20 protein-coding genes are annotated in these 25,583 nt (G+C 46.5%); 10 read left to right on the top strand and 10 right to left on the bottom strand.

Annotated elements, in window-relative coordinates; translation table 11 throughout:
• Nucleotides 1–32: 32 nt before the first annotated feature.
• Entirely contained in the window at nucleotides 33–851 is an 819-nt protein-coding gene (locus tag FLA_RS00425) for an N-acetylmuramoyl-L-alanine amidase (RefSeq protein WP_076379816.1), read from the bottom strand.
• Between the two features lie 614 nt (nucleotides 852–1,465).
• Between FLA_RS00425 and fusA the strand changes: the two genes are divergently transcribed.
• Both fusA and FLA_RS00415 read left to right on the top strand, forming a co-directional pair.
• Nucleotides 1,466–3,550 carry an elongation factor G gene (fusA, locus tag FLA_RS00420; RefSeq protein WP_076379510.1) on the top strand — a complete coding sequence of 695 codons (2,085 nt, stop codon included), beginning with the start codon at nucleotides 1,466–1,468 and terminating at the stop codon, nucleotides 3,548–3,550.
• Between the two features lie 109 nt (nucleotides 3,551–3,659).
• Nucleotides 3,660–4,082, top strand: a complete 423-nt coding sequence (locus FLA_RS00415; RefSeq protein ID WP_076379511.1) for a secondary thiamine-phosphate synthase enzyme YjbQ — start codon at nucleotides 3,660–3,662, stop codon at nucleotides 4,080–4,082.
• A 13-nt stretch (nucleotides 4,083–4,095) separates the two neighbouring features.
• On the opposite strand, the gene FLA_RS00410 is transcribed toward FLA_RS00415, so the two are convergent.
• Nucleotides 4,096–4,569: a GAF domain-containing protein gene (locus FLA_RS00410; RefSeq protein ID WP_076379512.1), complete on the bottom strand. Its 474-nt coding sequence runs from the start codon at nucleotides 4,567–4,569 to the stop codon at nucleotides 4,096–4,098.
• A gap of 162 nt (nucleotides 4,570–4,731) precedes the next feature.
• Between FLA_RS00410 and FLA_RS00405 the strand changes: the two genes are divergently transcribed.
• Complete coding sequence (locus FLA_RS00405) at nucleotides 4,732–5,928, top strand: DUF4407 domain-containing protein (protein WP_076379513.1); 1,197 nt, start codon at nucleotides 4,732–4,734, stop codon at nucleotides 5,926–5,928.
• Here FLA_RS00405 and FLA_RS00400 read toward each other — a convergent pair whose 3' ends face one another.
• Nucleotides 5,929–6,465 carry a hypothetical protein gene (locus FLA_RS00400; protein ID WP_076379514.1) on the bottom strand — a complete coding sequence of 179 codons (537 nt, stop codon included), beginning with the start codon at nucleotides 6,463–6,465 and terminating at the stop codon, nucleotides 5,929–5,931.
• A 176-nt stretch (nucleotides 6,466–6,641) separates the two neighbouring features.
• On the opposite strand from FLA_RS00400, the gene dcp reads away from it, so the two are divergent.
• From dcp to FLA_RS00380, 4 genes are all read left to right on the top strand, one after another.
• Complete coding sequence (gene dcp, locus FLA_RS00395; protein WP_076379515.1) at nucleotides 6,642–8,777, top strand: peptidyl-dipeptidase Dcp; 2,136 nt, start codon at nucleotides 6,642–6,644, stop codon at nucleotides 8,775–8,777.
• A 78-nt stretch (nucleotides 8,778–8,855) separates the two neighbouring features.
• A complete protein-coding gene (locus tag FLA_RS00390) occupies nucleotides 8,856–9,422 on the top strand; it encodes a hypothetical protein (RefSeq protein ID WP_076379516.1) in 567 nt (188 codons plus the stop codon).
• A gap of 114 nt (nucleotides 9,423–9,536) precedes the next feature.
• Nucleotides 9,537–10,784 (top strand): hypothetical protein, encoded by a 1,248-nt coding sequence (locus tag FLA_RS00385; RefSeq protein ID WP_076379517.1) that lies wholly within the window; start codon nucleotides 9,537–9,539, stop codon nucleotides 10,782–10,784.
• Between the two features lie 118 nt (nucleotides 10,785–10,902).
• The gene (locus FLA_RS00380) at nucleotides 10,903–12,429 is read left to right on the top strand and encodes a glycosyl hydrolase family 28 protein (protein WP_084206248.1); all 1,527 of its coding nucleotides are present in this window, start codon (nucleotides 10,903–10,905) and stop codon (nucleotides 12,427–12,429) included.
• Between the two features lie 113 nt (nucleotides 12,430–12,542).
• Here the strand turns inward: FLA_RS00380 and galA are convergent, their stop codons facing one another.
• The 4 genes from galA to FLA_RS00360 form a co-directional block, all read right to left on the bottom strand.
• Complete coding sequence (gene galA, locus FLA_RS00375) at nucleotides 12,543–15,317, bottom strand: beta-galactosidase GalA (RefSeq protein ID WP_076379818.1); 2,775 nt, start codon at nucleotides 15,315–15,317, stop codon at nucleotides 12,543–12,545.
• A gap of 106 nt (nucleotides 15,318–15,423) precedes the next feature.
• A complete protein-coding gene (locus FLA_RS00370; RefSeq protein ID WP_076379518.1) occupies nucleotides 15,424–16,146 on the bottom strand; it encodes an HAD family hydrolase in 723 nt (240 codons plus the stop codon).
• Nucleotides 16,133–17,380, bottom strand: a complete 1,248-nt coding sequence (locus FLA_RS00365) for an MFS transporter (RefSeq protein ID WP_076379519.1) — start codon at nucleotides 17,378–17,380, stop codon at nucleotides 16,133–16,135. Before FLA_RS00365 ends, FLA_RS00370 begins: the two co-directional genes overlap by 14 nt.
• A gap of 8 nt (nucleotides 17,381–17,388) precedes the next feature.
• Nucleotides 17,389–18,450 carry a zinc-binding dehydrogenase gene (locus FLA_RS00360; RefSeq protein ID WP_076379520.1) on the bottom strand — a complete coding sequence of 354 codons (1,062 nt, stop codon included), beginning with the start codon at nucleotides 18,448–18,450 and terminating at the stop codon, nucleotides 17,389–17,391.
• Nucleotides 18,451–18,612: 162 nt separating this feature from the next.
• Between FLA_RS00360 and FLA_RS00355 the strand changes: the two genes are divergently transcribed.
• Nucleotides 18,613–19,218, top strand: a complete 606-nt coding sequence (locus tag FLA_RS00355) for a helix-turn-helix domain-containing protein (RefSeq protein ID WP_076379521.1) — start codon at nucleotides 18,613–18,615, stop codon at nucleotides 19,216–19,218.
• A 45-nt stretch (nucleotides 19,219–19,263) separates the two neighbouring features.
• Here FLA_RS00355 and FLA_RS00350 read toward each other — a convergent pair whose 3' ends face one another.
• Nucleotides 19,264–20,538: an amidohydrolase family protein gene (locus FLA_RS00350; protein ID WP_159445112.1), complete on the bottom strand. Its 1,275-nt coding sequence runs from the start codon at nucleotides 20,536–20,538 to the stop codon at nucleotides 19,264–19,266.
• 231 nt (nucleotides 20,539–20,769) lie between these two features.
• Here FLA_RS00350 and FLA_RS00345 point away from each other — a divergent pair, with 231 nt between their 5' ends.
• A complete protein-coding gene (locus tag FLA_RS00345) occupies nucleotides 20,770–21,699 on the top strand; it encodes a DUF4421 family protein (protein ID WP_076379523.1) in 930 nt (309 codons plus the stop codon).
• A gap of 66 nt (nucleotides 21,700–21,765) precedes the next feature.
• Nucleotides 21,766–22,353: a pentapeptide repeat-containing protein gene (locus FLA_RS00340; protein WP_076379524.1), complete on the top strand. Its 588-nt coding sequence runs from the start codon at nucleotides 21,766–21,768 to the stop codon at nucleotides 22,351–22,353.
• Nucleotides 22,354–22,427: 74 nt separating this feature from the next.
• On the opposite strand, the gene FLA_RS00335 is transcribed toward FLA_RS00340, so the two are convergent.
• On the bottom strand, nucleotides 22,428–25,055 hold the full coding sequence (locus FLA_RS00335) for a family 78 glycoside hydrolase catalytic domain (protein ID WP_159445113.1): 2,628 nt from the start codon (nucleotides 25,053–25,055) through the stop codon (nucleotides 22,428–22,430).
• 254 nt (nucleotides 25,056–25,309) lie between these two features.
• Nucleotides 25,310–25,498, bottom strand: coding sequence for a hypothetical protein (locus FLA_RS00330; protein WP_076379526.1), 189 nt, complete (start codon nucleotides 25,496–25,498; stop codon nucleotides 25,310–25,312).
• Nucleotides 25,499–25,583 lie beyond the last annotated feature (85 nt).

The raw sequence follows: 25,583 nt of genomic DNA, 5'->3' as shown, positions 1-25,583 counted from the left end.
TGATTTAAGGCCCGAAATTACGCATAATACCTTTATTCGTACTTCCGTACCAGGTCAAAAATCATCTTCCTGTTTTCGTCCGAAATAACCGCTGTGGAGTCGGCAGGGGCAAAATGCAGCTTAAAAGCACGCACCGCAGCCACGCTATCCTTCACATTATACCCTATAATACGCAGTGCCTGCAAGGCATTGAAGCTTTCCGGCACCTGCACGGCAGTGGTATCATACCAGTAACCGTAACCGTTTTGAGCCAGTTGCTGCCAGGGAAATAATCCGCTGGGATCTACTTTCCGGCCCGGCGCAATATCGGCGTGCCCAATAAAATGAGCGGTAGGAATATTGTAATCCCGCTTTAAACGCCCCAGCAAACGCAGCAAACTATTTATCTGGGCCACCGTAAAGCTGTCTTTTCCGTTATTGTCAATCTCAATCCCCACACTGCTGCTGTTTATATCTGTATTGCCACCCCATTGCGCCACACCGGCATGCCAGGCCCGCAAATAATCGTCCAGCATATGATGCACCATGCCATCTTTACAAATCACATAATGGGCGCTCACCTGGCTTTTAGCCAGGGTAAAGGTTTGTAACGTTTTCTCGCACGACTCCTGGGCGGTGTGATGTATAATTACATAATTAGGCTTGCGCAGATTAAAGTTAACAGTGCCCACCCAGTAAGCAGGTGGCTGTGCCGAATCCGGCGCAGGTGTGTCACGTACAGTAGCGGTTAGCGCCTTCACCTGGGTTTTATAATTGCTGTTAGTGGCTGCATAAGGATTGTGCGAACAGCCCCAGTGTAACATTCCGGCAAAAGCAACAATAACCCATTGAAAGCGAGCATGTAATTTCATTGTAACAGTAGAATTGATTTCGTGAAAATACAGGGTTAAATACATTTGATAGTGTTTTCCATAGCAACTTATTACAAAAGTTATTCCCTTTATATTCAGAGCCTGCTCTATACACTGTACACGTTGCCAACACTTCCACACCTATACAGGCCACCAAAAACTTTTATCACATTTCTTTAACTTATTTAACTTCTTTTTATACATTTGCGCCCGTAACTCAATCAAAAGTGCGTAACAGCTTCACATATCAATCAGCGTTTCATGCAGCTACTACCATCCGGGCAGTAATTGCAAGCACCTGCATTGTCTTTATTCAAGACGGGGAGGCAAACAGCTTCCTCTTCAGAAGAGGTTACTAATACTATAGTATACACTGAAAATTATTCAGCTACCTCTTCCCTGTGAAGAGGTTTTTTATTTGTCTCCCCGCCTAACCGCATCACTACTTTATTATTTATTACATCTTAACACCTACCGCAAAATGGCACTGGTACTAAAAACAATTTTAAAAGTATTTACACGGCATGTCCGGTAATGTTAGTGCATAGTGCCCATAGCAGTAAGCCTTTCGTTACCCGACGAAAGGCTTTTTTATTACTTATAAAAAATCAATTATGAAACGTTTATCCTCTGTTAGAAATATAGGAATCATGGCTCACGTAGATGCAGGTAAAACCACCGTTACCGAACGCATGCTGTACTACACCGGCATTACCCACAAACTGGGCAGTGTAGATGAAGGCAACACGGTAATGGATAGCGATCCGCAGGAAGAAAAGCGCGGCATCACTATTTCGTCTGCCGCTATTACTACCTATTGGCAACAGGCTGGCGACACTTACCAGGTAAATATTATAGACACTCCCGGCCACGTCGATTTCACTGCCGAAGTAGAACGTTCGTTACGTGTGCTGGATGGCGCTGTAGCTGTATTCTGCGCTAAGTCGGGCGTGCAGCCACAGTCAGAAACAGTATGGCACCAGGCCAACCGCTACCAGGTGCCCCGTATTGTGATGATCAATAAAATGGACCGGCAGGGTGCGGATTTTCACCGTGTGGTGCAGGAAATAAAACAGGTATTGCAAGCCAATGCTTTACCTATTCAACTGCCTATAGGTGCAGAAGACGACTTCACCGGCGTGGTTGATCTTATTCACATGCAGGCGATGATATGGACGGGGGATGATGGTAAGCAATACACTATCACTTCCATTCCGGAACAAATGCAAGCTGCTGCAATGGAAGCCCGCACGTTGTTGCTGGACGAGCTTTGTGTATATGACGAAACGTTGTTCGAAGCCTGGACCAGTAACCCGGAAGCCATCACCGCATCGCTTATACAGCAGGCATTGCGCAAGGCAACGCTTCAAATGCAGGTAGTGCCCGTGTTAGCAGGTGCAGCTTATAAAAACAAAGGCGTGCAACCCTTACTGGATGCAGCCGTGCTATATCTTCCTTCCCCTGCCGATATCACACAGGTGAGCGGAACAGATATAGCCACTGAGCAGGTGGTTCAGATAGCTACTACCGAACAAGCAGCGTTGGCAGCATTGGCGTTTAAAATAACCGTGGATGACTATGCCGGTAAGCTTACTATGGTGCGCGTATATGCAGGCACACTGCAAACAGGTGATATGGTATGGAACAGTCGTACCAGTAAAAAGGTACGCATCAGCCGCCTGCTGCGTATTATGTCTAACAAACAGGTAGCTACCGACCAGATTGCGGCAGGTGACATAGGTGCGATAGTAGGTATGAAAGAGGTACGCACAGGCGATACCTTATCAGGCGCTGAACATCCGGTGTTGCTGGAAAAGATCAGCTTCCCCGAACCTATGATCGGGTATGCCATTGAAGCAGCTACTGCAAAAGAAGCAGGTAAACTGGGGGAAGCCTTAGCCAGACTGACTGAGGAAGATCCTACCCTGCGTGTAGAAGCGGATACCGCATCGGGTCAAACCATACTCAAAGGCATGGGCGAGCTGCACCTGGAAGTTGTATTGGAAAAACTGGCTACACAATACCAGCTATCCATACGCAAGGGCGCTCCGCAAATTGCCTATAAGGAAACGTTTACCCAGGCAGTAGCGCATAAAGAGGTGTACAAAAAGCAGAATGGCGGTTCCGGCAATTTTGCCGACATCAGCTTTGAGCTGTCACCACGGGAAGATGAACAGCCGGGGCTTGAGTTTGTGAATGAAATCAAAGGTGGCGCTATCCCTAAAGAATTCATTCCTTCTGTAAAGAAAGGATTTGAAGAAGCCATGCAGTCAGGTGTACTGGCAGGATATCCGTTGCAAAGCATGCGTGTGCGCTTACTGGATGGCAGCATTCACGACAACGACTCACATGCGCTTGATTTTGAACAGGCCGCTATACTGGGCTTCCGCCATGCAGCCGCCAAAGCAGCCCCCAGGTTGCTGGAACCTTGCATGAGCGTGGAAGTGAACACTCCGGAAGAGTATACAGGTACTCTCACCGGTGATCTTAACAGGCGCAGGGGCATTATCAAAGGCATGGAAGCTAAAAACAACATGCAGATCATAAAAGCCACCGTTCCGCTTAGCGAGTTGTTTGGTTATGTTACCACACTTCGCACGCTGTCCAGCGGCCGGGCTTCCGCATCTATTACCTTCCTGTGCTACCAGCCGGTTCCGGCTGCTATTGCAGCCAAAGCAACCACGGCTGGCGCCTTATAAACACAACCGTCTCATATAACATGAGACGGTTTTTTATTGCCCATAGCAGCGCAACACCCTTAACCGTTTTCCATTTAAAACGTAGTATTGTGCTGTAAAAAGGCAGTACATGAAACTATACCAACAAGCCATTCGCCTGCAGGAAAGAAAACGCGGATTTCACTTGATTACACAGGAAGTAGTGCAGGCATTACCACAATTACGGGAATTAAAGGAAGGCATGTGCCAGGTATTTATTCAGCATACCTCTGCAGCGCTCACCATCAATGAAAATGCCGATCCTACGGTAAGAAAAGATTTTGAAATGTTCTTCAACAAAACGGTGCGAGAAAACGACCCGCAATACCTGCACACCGATGAAGGGCCGGATGATATGCCTGCGCATTTAAAAGCCGCCCTGTTGGGCAGCGCTGTTACCATTCCGGTGCGCAATGGCAGGTTAGCACTGGGCACCTGGCAAGGCATTTATTTATGCGAACACCGCAATGAGGGCGGAGAAAGAAATCTTGTGATTACGGCATGGGGGCAATAAATGCCCCAACTGCTTAAAACTCAATAGCAGCTATAATTTCTTCCAGGTATTGCTGGTCGGTAGTATCAAAATGATCCAGCTGTTCGCTGTCTACATCCAACACACCTATCACGTCACCGTTGCGGATAATGGGCACCACTATTTCCGACCGCGAAAGACTGCTACAGGCAATATGTCCCGGAAATTTTTCTACATCCGGCACAATCAGCGTTTTAGCTTCTTTCCATGCCGCACCACACACACCACGTCCAAAAGCAATACGTGTACACGCAATAGGCCCCTGAAAGGGTGCCAGAACCAGCTCCTTATCTTTTACCAGGTAAAATCCTACCCAAAACCATTTAAACTGCTCTTTTAAAGCGGCCACTACATTCGCCAGGTTGGCCACCAGGTCAGGCTCGCCGGTTATCACGCCCTTAATCTGTGGTATCAGTTCGCGATACTGTTCCGCTTTCTCTCCTGTAGCTACTTTTAAATCTTCTGCCATACGGTAAAATTACTATTCTCCTGCACAACAGAAAAACGGCAGGTCCTGCGCTGCCGTCATTTTTCTAAACACCCGGCAGTATGCGGGGATAAGCGGTAAGCCCCCACCCAAACATTACCGGTAACTTAGTATCTCCATTCTAAGCCACAAATTCTCCCCGTTATGGACACAATAAAAAAAACTGCAGAAGCGCCTGTAAAACAGGACGAACCGGATAGCTTTTCCCGCTTTTTATGGTGGCTGGCCACCGTAGACACAGACACGATAAAAGAGTGTGGCCCCGAAAAAGAACGTTACCGTATCATAGGTGTATCGGTGCTGGTAACCTGGCTGTTTGCCACCCTGGCATGGGGCTATTTTTTCTCTACCGTTATCAGTGACGACTGGCTGATAGCCTTGCTGTCTCTGTTTTTCGGTTTTGCCGTACTGGCCATTGACCGTAACCTCATTGCCGCTATGGGTAAAAACGGGCAACGCACGGGTTGGCTACCCGTAGTGTTTCGCCTGGCGCTGGCCATCACCATTGGCATGTTTCTATCGCAGCCTATTATATTAATGTTGTTCAAAAAAGATATTAATACACAAATAGCCCTGAATAAAGAAAAGAAGCTACAGACTTACCGTCAAAAACTAACCGAACTCAATGCCCCCTTGGTAGCCCGCTACCAGGCTGAGATCACCAACATACAAAAAAGACTACAGGCCAGTGAAGAGCAGGTACAGTATTATAAGGATAGCTATATTAAAGAAACCGATGGCACCGGCGGCTCGGGCAAAATAGGAGAAGCAGCTGTAGCACGTGTGAAAAGGAATGAGTATGAGAAAACAGCAGCCGGCTTTAACCAACTGCAGCAGGAGCTAAAGCCACAGCTATCTGCTGCACAGGATTCACTGCGGTCTATCACCACCGAAAACCAACGGAAAGAAACAGAGTATGCAGCCACACTTACTGATGGTTTTTTGACACAGGTAGAAGCCCTGAACGATTTAATCAGCGAACATCCGCCACTGCAAACACGTTACCGGTTGGTGATATTGATCATTACCTTAATTGAGGTAATGCCGGTACTCAGCAAGCTATTATTACCTAAAGGAGAATATGAAGAAAGGATAGCACAGCAAACCGCATTGGGCATGTATAAAGCCGAACTGGCAGCCGAACGCGAAAAAGCTTTACAACAACATTATGCAACCAGCGCCACCGAAGCCGATAAGGCTTCTATTGATCAGTTCTTTGCCGCATCACGCACCACTAAAGAAGCAACCGGGCAGCATACCATCGACAACAACCACCACCAAAGCTATACACAGCTATGGAAGCAGTTTAAAAACAAAGTGTTCACGAAAAAAGAACTATGATCAGTTCAAATGCAATACAGATATCATTTGCTCTTCTGCCAGCCGGGTAACATACAGCTTGTCAATCAGCTGCTGAATCAGCAAAGTATCCTTCTCCTCCACCGGAAGCGATACCTGGTATAAAAGGCTGGGCAAATCGTTTTCGTCGTAGCTGCCAAATTGCAGGTACTGCCAGGTGCCTTCTTTTTCTTTAATAGTAGAAAAAGCCTGGCAATGCAGCATACGGTTTACTTTATGGGTAACCAGCTTGGTTTTAAACAGCCCGTAATCGTGCTGGTAAGTGAGTACACGGGTATTTACCGTAACCAGCTCCCGGCCAAAAAAATTCCATAAAGTATATTTCAGCAGCACCATTTCCAGCAACAACGCCACCAGGCCAACAATGGCCACTCCCATCACACATACGGTTATAATAGCACCCAGCGCCAGCGCATTACAGAGCAATAAGAATATCTTAGGCAGCAGGGCATTTCTAACCTCAATAACGAGGTAAATACATATTCCATCGGAGTGAACGGTAACGTGGTTAGGGGTCATAATTATACTAACAATATAGAGAAATGTATTTACAAAATACTGCGATTCGACGCAAAAAATTACGTTACACATATACTCAATTCTCACCTCATCGTAATAAACAGGATATATCCTTACCTTAAGGGCCTAAAAATGCAACATCCGTAACAGGATACTGCTAAAATATACACATTGATATGAAGCGTTTAACTTATTTACCCGCTATTGTATTTATGACAGTAGCCAGCTCGTGCGGCGGTGGCACGTCTACTGCCAATGGCAGCAGCGATAGCACCGCAACCGGCAATCCATTTTATACAGCCAGCAAACTGCCTTTTGGTACACCCGATTTCAGCAAAATCAAAGACAGCGATTTTAAACCGGCCCTGGAAGAAGGCATTAAACAACAGCTGGCCGAAGTGCAGCAGATAGCCGATAACACGGCCGCCCCCGATTTTGAAAACACCCTGGTGGCATTAGAAAAAAGCGGGCAGCTGCTAAGCCGGGTAAACCATGTATTCAACCTGCTTACCGGTGCCAACACCAACCCGTTGCTGCAACAGTTACAGGAAGACATAGCCCCTAAACTGGCCGCCAGCGCAGATGCTATTTACCTCAACACCAAATTATTTAACCGCGTTGCCGCTATTTATGCTAAACGCGATTCGCTGCAACTGGATGCTGAATCAAAAAGACTGGTAGAATATTACTATCAGAAGTTTGAACTGGCCGGCGCTAAACTGGCCGAAGCCGACAAAGAAAAGCTGAAGGCATTTAACCAGGAAGAAGCCACCTTAGCCGCTAAGTTCACCAACCAGTTAATGGCTGCAGCCAAAGATGGCAGTCTGGTAGTAAGCAATAAAGAAGAACTGGCCGGCCTGCCACAAGGCACACTGGACGCCGCTAAAGACACCGCCCATAAAGGTGCCGACAAATGGGTGCTTTCTTTACAAAACACCACCCAGCAGCCCAACCTGCAGTTTTTAACCAACCGTGCCACCCGCCAGAAGTTATTCGAAGCATCCTGGAACAGGGCCGAGAAAAGCGACTCTAACGATACCCGCAAGGTGATCATTCGCCTGGCCGAAATACGCGCACAACAGGCCAAACTGTTAGGCTTTGCCACGTATGCCGATTGGAAACTGAACGACCAGATGGCACAAACGCCCAAAGCAGTCACTGCTTTCTTAGCCAATCTTACTACTGCCGCCACTGCCAAATCCAAACAGGAAGCAGCAGAAATACAGGCCGTTATAGATCAGCAAAAAGGCGGCTTCACACTGGCTCCGTGGGATTGGGACTACTATGCAGAACAGGTACGTAAAGCCAAGTACGACCTGGATGAAAATGAAATCAAGCCTTATTTTGAATTAGATAAAGTACTGCAAAACGGCGTATTCTATGCCGCCAGCGAATTGTATGGCCTTAGCTTTAAAGAGCGTAAAGACCTGCCTGTTTACCAGGAAGATGTACGCGTATTTGATGTATTGGACAAAGACGGCAGCCAGATAGGTTTGTTCTACTGCGATTACTTTAAACGCGACAACAAAAACGGCGGCGCCTGGATGAGCAACCTGGTAGAGCAATCGCACCTGATGGGCAGCAAACCCGTTATTTACAACGTGTGCAACTTTACCAAACCCGCAGCAGGACAGCCAGCCCTCATCAGCTTTGATGATGTAACCACTATGTTCCATGAGTTTGGTCACGCCCTGCACGGCTTCTTTGCCAACCAGAAATATGTAAGCCTGAGTGGTACCAGTGTAGCTCGTGACTATGTTGAGTTCCCTTCGCAGTTTAACGAGCATTGGGCATCTGATCCTAAAGTATTCAACCACTATGCAGTGCATTATCAAACAGGCGCGGCTATGCCACAGCCTTTAAAAGATAAGATTAAAAAGGCCGCCGGCTTTAACCAGGGTTATGCTTTAACCGAAGCTCTGGCCGCAGCAGAACTGGATATGCAATGGCATACTATCACTGCCGGCACTGCAGTTACAGATGTAGACAAATTTGAAGCAACCGCGCTGGATAAAACCAACCTGCACTTACCACAGGTTCCTCCACGCTACCGTTCTTCCTACTTCCTGCACATCTGGAGCAATGGCTACGCAGCCGGTTACTACGCCTACTCCTGGACCTCCATGCTGGAACACGATGCCTATTCCTGGTTTGAAGAACACGGTGGTTTAACCCGCGAAAACGGTCAACGCTTCCGTGATATGATCCTGTCTAAAGGCAATACGGAGAACTATGGTGTAATGTTCCGCAATTTCCGCGGCCATGATCCCAATGTACAACCCATGTTGAAAAACAGGGGTTTAATTCCGTAACAGCTAGTATCTACCATATACCAGAAAGCCATCTTCATTATATTTGAGGATGGCTTTTTTATAACCCAATAACCTGTTATGACAACCCACGACTTAATCGGCAAAACCATCACTAACATATATGGCATACACGCCATTACTCAACTCGAATATTTTGGATTAGATACTGCTACTATTTTCGTAGAGCTGAACGGCGATACTGTTATTCACTTCCCTCACACACATAGGAGCCAGTTACATAAAACACACCTGCCAGCAAAAGCAGAAGCTGTCATTTACGACATCACCGATGAAATGATACAACCTGTAAAAGCGCCAAACCATCAGCCCGTTCAAAAATCAACATTCCTGCACGTCCTCTGGCACAAGCTTTTCCCCGCTAAAACCGCCCCACCTCTTCCTACTCCTGTCATTACATTCGACAAACCACGCCGATACATCAAAAACAGGAAAATAACAGACATCATATGGTATCCACGGGTTAGCCACGGCGACACTTTCCTTCAATTGGATAACGGCTGCATTATAGGTGAAACCCAGGCAGCCCCGAGCGGAACCGGGCTTGCAGGACTCAATTACTATTACGACTTAAAAAGCCTGGCATTACGTAAGGGATTAGACTACGAAACACTTATGAATAAATAATATATAAGCAAACTAACCCGGCAGGTATTGTAAAAACCAACAGGAATGAGTATTTTGTAGTTCCCCAGATCAATAACGATTGTAACCAATTACATACCTCTTAATTAGTTTGCTATGAAAACAGGAATTTACATTCCGGGTCTGGGCGAGTCTTTACGCCAGGAATCCGTGATTAAGTATGCTACACGCCTGATGAATGAAATGAACTTTAATGCACCCGATCCGGCGCTCAGGTTCTTTACCAAAGTAGAAAACATCGAATACCAGAAAGGTTGCCGGTCCACCAAGGTCACCATTCATTCCGGCACACCCGAAAACGCTAAACCGGAATATGTGATGTACGATTTCCAGTATTCCAACCTGCTTACCGAAAACTTTACCAACAGTAACGTACTCAAAAAATCGTGGCTGGTATTTTTAACCGTAATCAATGTACTGCCTACAACCCTGGTGCGTGTTTTTGTACCGGGCGAAATGCGCAATTACAACCTGCGGCTGCGCATCCAATCCCTCTATGCCTTTTGCATTTTCCTGCTTATTTCTGTGTTTGGCCTGTCACTGATCCCTGCCTGCGTAAGCATGCTTACCGAAGCCGCCAAACTACAAAAAGGCAATTCATTCGCGCACCTGCTGGATATACCCACCTGGCTAACCCGCGTATCAGCCGTTATTATATCTGCTTCTACTTTTGTGTTTACGCTCGCACCTAACTACCGCACTTTAATGACGGCATTGGCCACTGAATTTGTTTGTGCCAACTACTACCTGCGCATTGGCGAAAAACGGCAAAAGATAACCGGTGCGCTGGATTGCCTTATAGAATACATAGCCGAAACAGATGCCGATAGCGAAATTCATTTACACACTTACAGCTTTGGTACTATAGTAGGAATGGACATATTGTTCCCTTATGGCTCTACTGTTAGCAGACGCATACAGCAAAAAGTAAAACTACTGGTAACTATAGGCTGCCCATTTGAGTTTTTAAGCAACTACTACACCCAGTATTTTAAAGATCGCGACGAAACCATGACGCAGGTATTGCAAAAGTGGTATAACATCTATTCCAATTCCGACTCCATGTCGTCCAACTTCCGGCATGGCAACACCAAAGGGCCCGCAGAGTATACTTTTCTCAACAACAAAAACCTTCTTCCTGCTAACATCTATTACGAGCTGGCCAATGTAAGCCGCTTTTCGTGGGTAGATTATGTAACGCTGTATTCCTTAAAAGCACACCAACTGTATTGGGATACGGATGCCAGCGGTGCCAGCTGCTTACTGTCCCTGTATAACAAAATGGCTATTGACGAGTTTATACCCGCTTACCTGGAAGAAGAACAACCTGCCCCGGTAATATAAAATATACTAAAAGGCCTGCCAGCACAGCAGGCCTTTTACATGCCCTTTAGCGGGACAGCACAGGACACTTACTGGCCGGGGATTGGTATTTTAGCGCTATTATTCAACATTTCGCCATATGAAAAAATGCTTAGTACTGTTATTGTTACTGCTTCCGGCCCTGACCAATTTGTATGCCTTACCGGCTGGCGCCTGGAACCCCTTACTGGCCCCGGGAAGCTTATCCGAAACTTCTGCCACACTGCTATGGAACAAACAGTCTCCTCAAAGCAACAGCACCTACCAGGTACTATTAAATGGTAAAGTACAAGGCACCACACAGGCCAGCAACTACACCTTTACCAACCTGCAACCCAACACTTCCTATACAGTGGAGATAAAGCTTACCACACCCGGCAGCAACAAACCTTCCGGCAACACGCTGCGCTTTACAACAGCTGCCAAAGGCAAAGTATATAACATACTGGATTATGGCGCTAAAGACGATACAGCCATAACCAACACCCGCGCTATACAGGCAGCGATAGACGCCTGCACAACAGGTGGCACGGTGTATATACCCAAAGGTGTTTTTATTTCCGGGGCCTTGCATTTAAAAAGCAATATGACCCTGTATATAGAAAAAGACGGCGTATTAAAAGGCAGCGGCAACATAGAGGAATACCTGCCCATGATTTTAAACCGCTTTGAAGGATGGGAGTTAAAAACCTATGCCAGCCTTATTAACGCGGGCACGCTTAACCGCGATGGCAGCTATAATGCAAAAAACATACGCATTACCGGTGGTGGCACTATTATGGGAGGTGGTCAACGCCTGGGCAATGCCATGACCAAAGCCAGCGGCAACAGAAGCAGAGGACGGCTAATATGCCTGATCAACTGCCAGGATGTAAGCATTTCTAACCTTACTATCACCGAGCCACCCAGCTGGACCATTCACTACATCTACAGTAACAACATCAGCACACACAACCTCAACATCATCACCAAAGGCATTCACAACGGAGATGGCATTGATCCGGATTCATCTACCGACTGCTATATCTTCAATTGCACCTTTGATACAGGAGATGATTGCATCGCTATTAAATCCGGTAAAAATCCCGAAGGCTTTATAGTGGGCAAGCCTACCAAAAATGTAAGAGTTACCAACTGTAACTTTAAAAGAGGACACGGTATTTCTATTGGCAGCGAAATGTCGGGTGGTGTAAGTGATGTGCTGGTAGAAGATTGTCAGGCCGGTGCGTTATTACACGGCATGCAGATTAAAGGCACAAAAGACCGCGGCGGTTATGTAAAAAACGTAACAGTGAATAACTGTCAGCTATTAAAGATCACCGTGTTTTCGGCAGTGAACTATAACAACGATGGCGAGCCTGCACCTGAAACGCCTACCTACTCCAATTTTACATTTGAAAACATTGACCTGTCAGCCGCATCCGAAAAAGAAGCCGCTATTAATATCAATGGCTTTAAAGATCCTGCTCACCGCCTTAAAAACGTTTACTTTAATAACATTAAACTTTCCGAAAACGCTACCATCCTTGTCAAGGATGCAGAAAAAGTAACCTTTACCAACATACAGGCAGCCAACAATGGCAAACCACAATACACCGTTAACAACAGCATAGAAGTTACGCACTAAACATACCAATGCCCCCAATAAGCACTTCATCTTTTTGGGGCATTATACCTTTTGAAGAACATTTCACTCACCTTCTCCCTCCGCGCCCATTAACACTGCTATTTGTAAAGCATTTATAAAGAAGGAATAGTAAGCACTGCCGGTGTCAACCCTTTACCACTGGCCTTTAATTGAATATTACCTGCCGGGCCGGCAGCCTGAATAATCACCTGTGCAGCGCCATTAAACAGTTTTCGTTTCCAGGACACCGCGTAACGCAACACCTGCACCACTCCTGCATCTGTATTTACTACATCCCAATCGTGCAGCTTAGCAATAGGTTTACCAGTGATCAACACTTCATTCATTCCCGGCTTTATTACACTCTTGTTCAGCAAAAACACATTACCCGCTGCATTCAGGGCAATATCCTTTGCCAGCACAACACCATTCACAGTAACACTTTGTATACTGCCAATGCTTTTATAAAAGAAAGTAATATCCGTACTATCTAATACCGCAGGCAACATAAACTGCCCTTTATACACAAACTCTTTTTTATCCTCCGTATTTTTTCGCTCCACCTGCTGCACTGGCAGATTGGTAATCTCATCCAGGAATTGTTCTTTTTCCAGCGAAGTAGGATTGCCATTACCCACGCCTATTATCCTTCCGGGGCCACTAAGTGCAAATGTGATATCATTATCAGCCATAGGCACCACATGTCCCTGCGCATCTGTAACACCCACCGTTACCACTGCCACATCACTGCCGTTAGCAACAACAGCAGGCTTATGCGCTGCCAGCGTAATCACTGCCGGCGCCTGGGCTGTTATTCGTTTTTCCCAAAGCACCGCCTTACCATTTTTATACCCTACCGCTTCCAGCACACCCGGTACATAAGGTACTTTCCATTCCAGATGGCCGTTACGTGTCATCCTCTTTTTGCCCTGACTTTTCCTGTTTACCAACAACTCTACTTCATCACAATTGCTATATGCCCACACATCTATCAACTGCCCTTCTTTACCTGCCCAGTTCCAATGGGGTAGCAGGTGTAACACCGGCTTATTGCTCCACCAGCTTTGCAAATAGTAATAATCATCCTTTGGAAAACCACATATATCCATCATACCGAAATAGGAGTTCACAGAAGGCCAGCCAAACGGTGTTGGCTCTCCGCGATAGTCAAAGCCTGTCCATATAAACAAGCCTGCCAGGTAAGGCCGGTCTGCATAAAAACGCCAACCTTCTTCAATACTGTAAAAAGAAGGGCGGGGCTTTCTATCATAGGCAGCCATGTATTGCCTGGCTGTATCATTCACATATACTCCCCTGGTAGCAAAGGTAGAACCCTCTTCGGTGCCCATACCCGGCTGTTGCGGAAAACGTTTGTGATGCGCTTCTATATCACCATTGCCCAGATAGTTATACCCCATCACTTCCAGCACATCACTGATACCGCTGGCAAAACCTCCGCTAATACCGGCCGTAGTATACCGGGTACTATCCAGGCTTTTAGCATAGGCCTGTAACGTAGTGGCCATCCGCGCACCGGTTTCTCCGTTTTCAATACGCCATTCTTCATTACCTACCGACCAGCAGAATATACTAGGGTGATTCCTGTCGCGCACTATCATCCGCTTCAAATCCTGCAAAGGTTGTCCGGAAGTTCCCATCAGGCGGGTTTCATCAATCACCAGCATACCCAGTCTATCACAGGCATCTAACAACTCCGGGGCAGGCGGATGATGTGAGCAACGGTAAGCATTCGCTCCCATATCCTTCAAAGCCTGTATACGGTAATCCACCAGGGCATCGGGTATAGCGGTACCCACACCCGCATGATCCTGGTGATTATTGGTTCCTTTCAGTTTTACGGGTTTGTCATTTAAGAAAAACCCTGTAGCGGCATCAAAGCGAATAGTACGAATACCAAACGAAGTGGTGGTTACATCAGTTTCTTTTCCTTCCGCTAAAACAGTAGTCACCAGCTTATATAAATAAGGATTATCCAGCTCCCAAAGTCTGGCATCTGTTACACGCAACGCTAATGCTATTTCTTTATGCTGTAAGGCTGCCACCTCCACCCCTTCTTTCCAGGCAGTTGCCACCGTTTTACCTGCGGCATCTACCACCGCCACCTTTACGGCACACATCTTACCCTGCAAAGCATCATTTTGTATAGTTACGCCGGCCTGCACCTGTGCTGCATTGTTCTCCAAAGTCGTATTTACCACTACCCCATTCGCAGCCACATGCAGGGGCGCTGTTTTTACCAGCCACACATGCCGGTATATACCAGCCCCTTCATAAAACCAGCCCTCTTCCATAGTGGCATCTACCCGCACTGCCAGCACATTGTTGCCGCCATAGTTAATATAATCTGTGATATCATATTCAAAACTGCTGTAGCCACTCGACTCTACTCCCAGAAAATGCCCGTTGATCCAAACCGTTGCATTCCGGAACACGCCATCAAACGCCACCGTTATCCGGCGGCCCAGTTCTGCTGACGTTACATGAAAAGCCTTACGATACCAGCCGATAGACTTATCCGGAAAATGACGCCCCACCTGTTTAAATCCATGACTAAAACTACCCTGTGGGCTAAAATCCTGTTCAGCTGCCCAGTCATGCGGCAGGCTCAGCTTACGCCAGGCACGATCGTCAAACGCCGCATCAGCCGGCCCGTCTGCATATCCTGCCTTGGCCAGGTACGAGAAATAACCTGTGGCATGTCCAAAGTCTTTATCGGTATTGTAGGGGTGCCCAAAAGCAAAACGCCAGCCGCTATCCAGCAACAGGCGTTCTCTTATCGATACAACAGTTGTATTTGTTTGAGCCAGTACCGGTAATGCCGATATACACAACACCACCAGCCATATATTTCTTACAGTAGCAATCATCAGAACAGCGGTTTTTGGCAGAAAAATCAACATTTTTTACGAGCATACAGCATGCCTGTCAAAATATCATTAGCATTGGCTAAATTACTACCAATCACCACAAAAGCTACTGCTGTTTCAGCAACTCTATCAAATGGCCTACCGTAGGCAAAATGCCGTCATTAGGCAACGCATTTAACTCCTCATAAGTATGCGTACCATTCGCTACTCCCAACGCCAGTTTCACCCCGGCACTTTTGCCCGATAATAAATCGGAAGGCGTATCACCAATGTTGATCACTTCAGATGCCTGAGTAATGTTCAGCTTTTTCATTGCCAGGAAAATCATATCCGGTGCGGGGCGGCCTTCTGCCACATCCGAACTGCTTACCGAGCAATCAATGATCGCATCCGCACTTTCCGCCAGGTAATCAGCATTCAACCCCTGCATCCAGCCTAAACGCTCCAGTATAATATCTGTTACCTTACGGTAAAAGCCGGTAGTCAGCGCCACCTTTATACCGTTTTGCTTACAAAAAGCAAACAACTCCAATGCACCCACTGTAGGTGCCAGGTCTGCTGTCCGGTAATGATGTTCCAGCAACTCCGTAAACACCTGGTACGATTCGTTTACCTTTTCTGCAAAAGCCGGATGACGTTCGCCCAATGCTTTAGCCCACAAGGTTTGAAACACTTTTATTTTACTCCAACCCATCATTGCATTCACCTCTTTTTCATCCGCATGCAGGCCTGTGTTTTTAATCGCATTTAAAAACACCATTTCCACTTCGCGATCATCACGTACCGAAGTACCCGCCATATCGCAAACAATTAATTTAACTGATAACATATAGTACTTTTTTTGAGGAATTGACAAAAAGGATAATCACCGACGATAAAAAAGCCAGCAACGCTACTGCTATAAACACCATGGCAGCATTACCGGTAACATCAATAATTTTACCCATTACCGGCTCGCCTAACGCCGCAAACAGGTACGCGCTCATATTCATTATACCTACACCGGTTCCTGTAAATTCAGCGCCCAGCAACTCAGGACTTAACGGCCAGAAATTAGCCTGCGGGCCATAGGCAAAAAAGCCCGCCATAAACATCAGCAGGCCGGTAATTACACCATGCTGGCCTGGAAAAAAATAAATAAGCAAAGCCACCAATGCACAACTGAACATACCTGTGGAAATAGCATAAGGCTTATTACCCGAAAATAATTTGTCAGAGATATGTCCAAAGGAATAAGCGCCTATAGCCATGCCTGCCGGTAACAAAAGGCTCACCCACATTTGTTCCGGATGCGATTTATATTCTTTTCCCAGAAAATATACAGGCACCCAGAATATCAGGGTATAACGCGCCATGCTTTCAAATCCCATCGATAAACAGGCCAGCAAAAAACGACGATTACCAAACACGGTTTGATACCGCTGCCGCCAGCTGATGCCATTTTCTTTGGCCCTCGCAGGTATGCTATCTTCAAAGCCCATATCAGAAGGCTTATTGCGTACCACAAAATAAAAGACAATCAATGCGGCCAGTAAAAACAACACCGGCAACCTGAACAGCAAACGCCAATGCTGGTTTTGCTGCACCAGCATAATAGAAAGCAGGTAGGTGAACGTGGACGAGCTGGATGCCGCCATGGTATAAAAGCTAAAAGCCTTTTGCCGCTCGTGCTGACCAAACCAGTTGGTTAAAATGCGGCTGCCCGGCGCCCAGGCCATCGACTGAAAATAACCATTCAAAGCCCATAACACCAGCACCAGGTTAAAACTATCGGCTACACTGATAGCCAGGTTGGCCGCTACCGATAAAATACCGCCGGTTACTATCATTGTACGTGGACTAAACCTATCGGCCAGGTTTCCATTAACAAACTGCCCCACCGCATAGCCCAGCAACATGGCAAAACTTACCCATCCAATCTTCTCATAGCTTACCTGCAACTCAGTTGCCAGCGCATGCGCCGCCCAGCCAAAGTTATGCCTGCCCGTATAAAAGAACAGGTAGCAAAACATGGTTATCAGCAGCATGCGCCACTGCGCTTTTCTAAACGGGTTATTAGCCATAGAAGATATTAAATGCTGATGCCCACCCGAAGTGGCTTGTGTTGTATTGCGTATTCAAAAGCCTGCTGCGTTTGTTCCAACGTAAACTCCTTTTCTACCACTTCCCCAAAAGGATATCGATTCCAGTTACGCTTCATAAAGTCAAGTGCATAGGCAAAATCATCATAGTTGTAATTATGTATTCCCTGAATGGTAAGCAGGTTGCGCACCACTTTCTCCGCATCCAGCTGTAGCCTGCGTCCTTTAAACACAGCTCCGGCCCACACTGCACGCCCTCCTATACCCAGGCAATCAATGCCCCATTCCATTGCATCCGCAGCGCCACTCATATCAAACACCACATCTGCTTTTTCCGATAGCAAAGCCGGAGTATCGCCATCTAACAGCCGCGTTTCATCTGCTCCAAAGCCGGTGGCTTTTTTCAACCGTGCATCCGACACATCCGCTGCCACTACCCATGTTGCACCGGCATCTTTACACATAGCTGCACAGGTAATGCCCAGTAAGCCCATACCTGTAATTAACACACGCTTGCCCTGTACATTACCTGCCAGTCGCATAGCACCTGCCACTGTAGCAATAGCACAATTCAAAGTAGCCGCTACAGGCAGCGGTAAAAAATCGGGTAATAAAAGAATAGCCGTATGCGGCTTTAATATGCAGTACTCCGCCAACCCTCCGTGAAATACTTCTTCCCCTTCCACCTTCGCATGGCCGTATTTAAACAATCCCTCTCCTTTTTGCGGCATGCCTTGTAAGGCATGCTTCGATTGCGGATCACTGGCAAATACCGACCAGGTGATCCAACTGCCGGCCACCAGTTCCTCGCCCCTGCTATCCAGGCCGGAATGCGATGGGTGCAAGGCCACTATCTCCCCTGCTATTTCATGCCCCAGCACGGTGGGGCACACTTCCTGCCGCACCCCGCAAAACGTATGCAGGTCGCTGCCACATAACGTAGTATACCGGTTTCGCACCAGCACCTCGCCCGGCAACAACGTTCTCACCTGCGCAGTACGCAGGCGAAAAGGCTCACCCGCTCCCGTAAACTCCACCCATCTTCCTGTCATGCTACGTTTTGTTTTGCAGTTTCCTGTGAAGCAATTATTTTTCCCAAACCGAAAATAAATTTCTTTTCAGGAAAATAACAAAGCAACGGATTATCGAATTGTTAATCTCAGTGGCTTAAAATATTTCTTCCCAGGAAATAAATTACCATGTATTTTTAGGGCATGCAGCAAGAAGTGAGAGAAGAACAGGAACAGTTGTCCTATTTTAAAATAGGCGGCATCATTAGAAAATACCGCAAAGAGAAAGAATTGAAACTGCTGGACTTAGCAGCTTTAACCGGCATAGGCTCTGCCATGCTGTCTAAAATAGAAAATGGCAGGATGATACCTACCATTCCCACCCTGTTTACCATTATTCATAAACTGGGCATTGCCCCGGAAGCCTTTTTTGCGCAGCTGAATACCGAAAATCTTTTCCCCGGCTATTACTTCCTGCCTAAAAAACTATTCTCCCCCTACGAAAAGGAGGAAAGCGCCAGCGGGTTCCAGTATTTTTCTATCCTGGAGCATACCAGCGAGGGTGGCGCCTTTCAAATTTCCCTGCTGGAGCTACAACATAACGCCAGCCGGCCGCAGGTTACCACTATGGCCTTTGAATTTATCTATATCCTTAAAGGCAGGCTTAGTTATCAGCTGGATGATAAAACGTTTGAAATGGAAGAAGGCGACGCACTTTTTTTCGATGGCAACATTCCCCATGTTCCGGTAAACAATTCCGGGCACACTGCTTCGTTACTGGTGTTATACCTTTTTACCAATAGTAAATAACCCACCTGAGCCGGCAATATGGCACAGACGGGTTGCTATAAGCGACTAAAGCGCTTGTGTTATTATCCTTCCGGCCTGTATTACCATTACCTGCTTTTTCAGGTGCTCTATATCCTGCAAAGGGTTCTCCTGCAGCACCAGCAAATCAGCTTTCTTGCCTACTGTAACAGAGCCTATATGTTTTTCCTCTCCTATGGCTTCTGCGCCAATAATAGTAGCACTACGCAAGGCATCCAGGGTAGTAAAACCACAATTATGTATAAAATAACCTAACTCTTCCATCAGGTGCGGGTAAGGCTGCGTTGTATCGGTGATCTCATCCGTACCGGCACTGATTTTTACACCCTGCTGATATATCCGTTTCAACAACGGCATCACATATTCATCCCTTGGATAAGACACCCGCAAAGTAGCATCCAGAATGGCGTTATGCGCCTTCATGGCGTCGCAAAACGGCTTCACATCTATACATGCCAGCAAACTATCTTTCTGCTGCGTTGTCAGCTTGCTATATATCCGCGCGCTAAACATTCTTTGCACGCTGTCACTTGGGTTTAACCAGGTTAACATAGACACATGCGATAACACTTCCACTCCTGCATTTACTACTTCTACCGGCTTGGCAGGATACATCATTGCATGCCCCCACACTTTCAGGCCCTGCTTTTTAGCCGCCCGCACCACCTGTGGTAAGTAACTTCCTTCAATAGAATGATACAACTTAATACCTGTGGCACCACAAGCTTTTGCAGCTGCCATCGCACTATCCAGGTCCACGCCCGGCTCTATACATTGTTCCCACGCCATATAGGGTTCTTTTCTTAAACCAATGCCCCGGTCGTAATACCAGCGTCCCGCCATAAAAGCAGCGTAATACACATCCGCCCCCACCACATCTCCATTCCTTATTTCGGTTTGTAAAGTATGCAACACTTCTGCATTACCCGCGGCATCACGCACCGTAGTAATACCATGTTTTACCAGGTAATTCAGCAGGCTTAATCCCCGTTCCGGTTTTACGCCATGCCCGTTGGCCACGTGTATGTGTGTATCTATTAAACCCGGCACCACATACCCCCCGTGTATATCTATTTCCTTTCCCACCACATGCTTACCTGCTCTTTTGCCTATAGCAGTAATTACTCCATGCTGCACTACCACGGTAACACCTGCTGTCATCTTTCCCGTAAGCACATCTATCACCCGGGCATTTTTCAATACCAGCACAGAATCCGTAGCACGTTCACGGGCATTTACCGGCAGCATCCACAACATGCCCACCACAGCAAGCAGCAGCAACCATTTACTTTTCCTCATCATAAAGCTCATTTTGTATATAGTTATAAAGACGCCCGGCCACATCCTTTTGTACTCATGCCGCTATAGCATTTTATAGTGCCCCACGCCCGAACTGGCCGCAACAGCTTAATACTTGCTTAAAAATGTTACAAAAAGGTTACTTCAAGGCTGCCAAAAAGGGTTATCCCTCTATAATCTCTACATTTGTCTCTACCAGCATTGCTGGTGCAGTTTTAACCAAACCCGTACAATTTGAAAAGAAAGCGTGCCTTAGTGCTATTGCTGTTGCTTATTACCGTTTATTGCGGCTTTACTCAACAAAGGGTAGATACCAACTATATTAAACAATACGAACAACGGCAAACCATTACTGTATTTACGGGCCGCCGGGCCATCCAGATAAAACATGATGGCCGTATCATAGAACCCAACAGCCCGCTTAACCTGGGCCTGGGCTACTCACTCCAGCATCCGAAAATTAACTTTGAAGCCAGCCTGGTGGGCATACGATTATCCAACAGGCACAAATATGGCAAAACAAGTGTTCTCGATTTTGAAGCACACAAGTATGGCAGGCGACTGGTAATAGATGCTTTTTTTCAACGTTATCATGGCTTTTACCATAACGACCTGCCCACCAAAATCATTACGCAATACCCGAATCTTTCCATACAGCGCATTGGCGGCGAAGCCACCTATTTATTTAACCACAAAAGGTTTTCGGCTAAAGCAGCTTTCCAGCAAAAAGAAATACAGCTCACTTCTGCAGGAAGCTTTGTGTTGGGTGGCGGCATTTATCATACCCGCTTAAACAATATCAATGAAATAGGCATCACAGGTCGTAACAACTTTGTTACCATGCAGGTAGGCCTGGGAGCAGGGTATGCCTATTCATGGGTCATTAAAAAACGCTGGCAGTTGTCTGGCATAGCCACTATGGGATTAAATGCAGGCAACGACTGGCGCGAATTCAAACAACTACACCTCAAGCTATATCCCAGGGTGTTTGCCCGCACATCCTTAGGTTATATACAACCTGCCTGGGGCTTGTACTTTTCCACCATTATTCATAACGACAAGTATTACCAGCAACAGCATACTAAAATGGATTTAACCACTTTAAACTTCCAGCTGGCTTACATCAGGCACTTCAATTCCCTGTTTAAAAAGAAAAAAGCGTAAGTAAACATTGTTTACCACAATACACTTACTTTTGTTGCTGTCCCCCTACACATTAACACAACATCTATGGGCAGTTCCAACGATCCGGTAGTACATCAGAATAAGGTATTTTCTAACGTAGACTATACCGAAAAAACATTAACGAACCGCGAGTTTGTTCATTGCGAATTTATCAACTGCCTTTTCACCAAAAGCGATTTGCGCAACAACGAATTTGAGAGCTGCCATTTTAAACAGTGCAATTTTTCGATGGCGCAGATAGCCGGCGCAGGTTTCAGGGATGCCGTGTTTACAGAGTGTAAAATAATGGGCGTAGACTTTACCCAGTGCAATAAATTCCTATTCTCTTTTACCTTTCACGATTGCCAGCTGGATTACTGCATTTTCCTGGGCACAAAATTAAAGAAGACGCTCTTTCGCAAATGCTCTTTAAAAGAAGTGGAATTCAGCGATGCTGATTTGTCCGCATCTGTATTTGACCAGTGCGATATGGCCAACACCCGTTTCTCCAATACCCAGCTGGAAAAAGCAGATTTCAGAACAGCCTACAATTTCTCTATAGACCCGGAAATAAACAAATTGAAGAAAGCCCGGTTTACCGCCAACAACCTGGCAGGGTTGTTAGATAAATACCATCTGGATATAAACGATTAATAAACAAGCCATCCTTATAATACAATTGGCCCGGGACAACTATGCTATCACCGGGCCAATGTCTTTTGTATCGCTTACAACACTCTCTTAAACTGGTAAGTGCCCGACCCTATATTCGCCAGCCTGATATAACGGCCTTGCCTTTCACCCTGCACCTTTTTACCATTCACCTCTACCAGGTTATCACTACCTGCACCCGCTGGCACAAACACAGCGCCCGACATGTTTACCGGCAAAGTCAGCTGCATATCATACACATGCTCCTTACGCTGCCATGCTATTTGTATCACACCCCTGTCTGTAGGAATTTTACCCTGCGCCTTTTGTAACCTGTTGCCAAAATCCAATGGTTTTACCTGCACCTCTTCATATTGCGGCTTTGCAGCAGTTACCCCTAACATATATTGCTGCATAGCCAGCAAGCCCACAGCACCCCAGGGGTGGCACATACTTTCATTTCTTACATCCGCATCCCATGCTTCCCAGGTAACCGTTGCCCCTTGTTTAATATTCTTAGCCCATCCATCCCACTCGGTATTGGTATACAGGTTTATTAAGTGTTCACCCTTATCAGCCAAACCTACCGCTTCGGGCAGGTAGCGTAAACACACCATACCCACACTCATTTTCTGCCGCACTATTTCACTCGCCACACTCTCCTTTTGTGCATCCGGTACTATACCCATCGCATACGGGAAAATATTGGCGTGTTGCGATACGTGACTACTTGGTTGCCCGCCAGCCAGCAAACCATCATGATATACACCCTCTTTGTTCAGCAGCAATGTATTCATAGCCGTTTTAATATCGGCCGCCTTGGCCGCATAAGCAGCTACATCTGTGGCCTTACCTAAAACACCCGCTATGTGAGATATAATCGTAAAATCAGTATAGGCATAAGCATTCATTACTGTACGCGCTTCTGCATTCATATCATATCCATACCGCATTACCTGTGGCCAGTCAACAATACCATACAGGTAAGGGCCAGAGCCACCTGCCAAACGGGTAATCAGCCCTGTTTGTGCATCGCGGCACGAAGCCACATACTCGGCAACCTTTACCAGGCGGGTATAGTTCTCCTGCAAAAAATCGGTGTTACCGGTTTGCATATAATAATCCCATACCCACACTAAAAAGGCCTGTGTATAATCCGGGATATCCCGCTTACCATCCACATTCGGATATACCGAATTCAACCGGCCATCAGGCCAGTACTGATCCTGCGATTGCAAAAATTCTTTTAATACCCGGTCACTCATCACCCTGTCGTACGTTACACTCATAGCCGGCACCGCTTCCGACCAGCCATCTCCTAGAAACGTTCCCTTTTCACGGGTAGGTGTGTCTACAAACCCTTCCTGCGCGCCCACCAGCAACGAATGTTTCATTAACTCCCATACCAGGTTTAACATATCGTCAGAAGAATAAAACTCCGACTGCGTGGGATCCAGTTCATAATGACGTGTTACAAATTGTACATTCTCTGTTGTCAATGGCACCGGTGAGCTGCTCACCTGCAGGTAACGTATACCCAGGTATACCATGGGCTGAAAAACGGCCTCTTTGCCATTCAACACAAAGCTATATTCCAGGTTCGTGTTCTGATCTAATGTGGCAGAAACCGCGCCATCTTCATTCAACACAAAACCACCTCTCATCACTACCGTGTCGCCTGCCTTTCCATTGGCAAAACGAATACGTGGCACACCTGCATATATTTTACCAAGGTCTATAATATAGCTGCCATTTTTTAAACGGGTAATACTTTTAGGTGTGATCTCTTTTTCTATCAACCGTGCCAGATCGCTCTGCAACGGATTTACCCAGGGCGCTACAGGCGGCGCACCTTCTTCCACAGCTGCCTGCCAGTCACTATCGTTATATCCCACACCACTCCAGTTGCTTATCATTTTGCGCGCATCCATTTTATCAATAAAGCCAACACCTTCTCCATTGCGACTTTTTAGCCCGGTAATAAACTGCTCGGCCTGGTGTTGCTTCCACGAGCCATCGCTCCCCACTACGGCTTGTGTTCCATCAGCATAATCAATCACCAGCTTCAACAATAAACCACGCTTATTCACCGCCCTTCCTTGTCCACCACCATACCAGTGGGTAAGCACTGCCAGCTGCTGTACCTTTCCTTTAGTAATATCATTAGATACATCATAGGCATGATAGTATTGATATTGCGGGTAATGATGCACACTGCCTTTGGCCAGCTGTTTACCGTTTATATACAGCTCGTAACTATGCGCAGCCGACATATACACAATGGCTTTGGCTATGGGCTTATCGGCCGTAGTAATAGCTTTGCGGAAATAAGTATAATCATCTTTATCACTGGTAGTGCGGCTTATCCATTTACTGCCCTGCCAGTCAGCATCGGCAAAGGGGCCGGTATCAAACTGCTGCATATCCGAGTAAGCACTTACATTACCATCCTTATCCCAGGTACGTACCTTCCAGTAATAGCGGGTAAACGCCTGTAGCGGACTACCGGTAAAGAACACATAATTTTGTTGGGAAGAAGTAACGCGGCCACTGCTCCAGCAATCGGCATCGCCTTTGGCAAGCCTGGCAGCGGTGGTGGCCACTATAATTTCATAAGCAGTTTGTTTTTCATTGGCATCATTATCGTTCACCAGCCAGCCAAAATAAGGATGTTTGCCAATACCCACCGGATTGGCCTTGCTCATACACCTTATATTAGTGGGTTTTCCCGGATTAGTAGCTCCTGCATGAACAGATAGCAGTAGCAAAAGCGCCGGTAACGCTTTCAAGGGGGTTAATAGCTGCATCATAGAAAATAAATAGTTGGTTATACACGCGAGCTGCCCGTTAAGAATAACCAAAAGGCAAGAAGCGGTTCCAACAAATATACAATACAACTAATAAAATAAACTGCCACGTATTATAGGCAACAACGTGTACAAGCTACACGCAAGCCTTCTTATTTAGGCTTCTTTTTCTTGCCTTTTGCCCCCGCCAGCAGCTTTACTTCCACTGTAGTGTCGCCAGTACCCACCTGTTGCGAGTACTTTAACAATTCCTGCACGGCTGCATCTGCAGGATCATAAAAGAAAGGCAACTCCCCCACTACAACAATGTTTTTCCCTTTCTCAATTTCGTGTGTTTCCATAAGCGAAAATTACACCGCCGGCACTTGCAAAAGCGGTTGATAACTTTAAAGTCACCGGCTGTTTATCCACTTATTATTTTATAAC

The sequence above is a fragment of the Filimonas lacunae genome (assembly GCF_002355595.1).
In the GTDB taxonomy this organism is placed as follows: Bacteria; Bacteroidota; Bacteroidia; order Chitinophagales; family Chitinophagaceae; genus Filimonas; species Filimonas lacunae.
This window is presented reverse-complemented; position numbering and strand designations above follow the sequence as displayed.